Source organism: Phormidesmis sp. 146-33, assembly GCF_052939515.1.
Map to the genome: position 1 here is coordinate 1 of NZ_JBJPHU010000271.1, position 1689 is coordinate 1689.

At 47.0% G+C, this 1689-nt stretch carries 2 protein-coding genes; one reads left to right on the top strand and one right to left on the bottom strand.

Annotated features, from left to right (window positions below; all coding sequences use genetic code 11):
• Positions 1-9 precede the first annotated feature (9 nt).
• Positions 10-1194, bottom strand: a complete 1185-nt coding sequence (locus ACJ2PR_RS35865; RefSeq protein WP_446880634.1) for an RNA-guided endonuclease InsQ/TnpB family protein — start codon at positions 1192-1194, stop codon at positions 10-12.
• Positions 1195-1245: 51 nt separating this feature from the next.
• Between ACJ2PR_RS35865 and tnpA the strand changes: the two genes are divergently transcribed.
• Positions 1246-1686, top strand: coding sequence for an IS200/IS605 family transposase (tnpA, locus tag ACJ2PR_RS35870; protein WP_446871934.1), 441 nt, complete (start codon positions 1246-1248; stop codon positions 1684-1686).
• The last annotated feature ends 3 nt before the right edge of the window (positions 1687-1689 follow it).

The window sequence follows — 1689 nt, forward strand, 5'->3', positions numbered from 1 at the left end:
TTGACATACTCACCGTCCTAAAGGAGCGGTGATTCTTGACGCTTCGCCGACTGATGCTATCGAAATAGTCTTACTCTGTCTCTGCGTCCGTTTAGAGTCTCCCAATGCCCTATGGCGACTTGATTCTATATTCTTCGCTGCATTCTCATCTCGGTCATGGTCAGTGCCACAATTCAGGCATCGAACCGACCGAATTTTTAGATCCAGCTTGCCCCATTTGAAACCGCAATCTGAACAAACCTGGCTAGTCGGTTCCCATCGGTTGATGACATGAAACTCTCTGCCAAACTTTTCAGACTTAGCCTCACACAGCGCTCTAAACGCTCTCCAGCCTTGCAGACTGATTGACCTCGCAAGCTTGCGGTTTTTCACCATCCCCGACACGTTCAAATCTTCCAGCACGATCGCTTGGTTTTCGCTCACGATTTTGGTAGACAGTTTGTGCAAGAAATCCTGGCGGATATCCGCAATCTGATTGTGTCGTTTAGCAATCTGAATTCTGGTTCTGTTTCTGCGATTCGACCCTTTTCGTTGACGCGCCAGTTTCTTTTGAAGCTTGCGAATCCTCCGATCGTGCTTTGAGTAGTCAGGGCTAAAAGCCTTTTCACCGTTGCTCATCACCGCGAAAGTCTGGATGCCCAAATCAATTCCGATACTTTGGTTTTTAGCATCGACTTGAACGGGTTCAACTTCCACGACAAAGCTCAGGAAATAGCGGTTAGCGCAGTCTTTGATTACCGTTATAGAACTTGGTGTAGAGGGCAATTCTCTCGACCAAACTGGCTTTAAGTCGCCAATCTTAGCCAGATAGACAACCTCATCGGAAATTCTAAAAGCATTGTCTGTAAAGGTTGCAGACTGCTGGTTAGACTTCTTCTTAAATTTGGGTGAGCCAACCTTTCTGCCTTTTCGTTTCCCAGTCAGAGAGTCAAAAAAGTTTTTGTAGGCAACACTCAACTGTCTTAGAGATTGCTGCAATGGAACCGACGAGACAGACCCTAACCACTCGCGCGCTTCAGTCTTTTTCGTTTGGGTCAGCATTGCAGAAAGCTTGCTGTATCCCAGGAACTTCTCAGACTGCTTGCAGATTGCTAAGGCATCATTCCAAACCACCCGAACACAACCAAACAACTGAGCTAGGCTCTGTCGCTGTTGGTCGGTCGGGTAGAAACGGTATTGATATCTCGCTTTCATTGCCTATGCTAGAATCGGTCTGCTACTCAATTGTACGTTGGTCTGTAAGAAATGACAACCCAGTTACGCAAGGAAAGACACAGCATCTCAAGCCTTAAGATTCATTTGGTCTGTGTCACTAAATATCGTAGAAGCGTATTGACCGCTGAAGGTCTCGCTGTGATTGGGAACTCCTTCAACGAAGTGGCTAAGAAGATGGATTTCCAGATCCTCGAATTCAACGGTGAAGCGGATCACGTTCACGTATTGATTGAGTTTCCGCCTAAACTTTCAATCTCTCAGATGGTGAACGCACTCAAGGGTGTTTCTAGCCGCCGATACGGTCAAGCTGGACACCCTAAACCCTACGGCAAAGATGCCCTCTGGAGTCCTAGCTATTTTGTTAGCTCTGTTGGAGGCGCACCGATTGAAGTGCTGAAGGAGTATATTAGGAATCAAGAAAAGCCGTCCTTTAGCGAAGCGGAGGACGGGGTTTTAGACCCATCTCTCTGATAA

Coding starts and splice junctions, on each gene's coding strand:
- ACJ2PR_RS35865 (WP_446880634.1), bottom strand. CDS start 1,194: ATGAAAGCGAGATATCAATACCGTTTCTACCCGACCGACCAACAGCGA.
- tnpA (WP_446871934.1), top strand. CDS start 1,246: ATGACAACCCAGTTACGCAAGGAAAGACACAGCATCTCAAGCCTTAAG.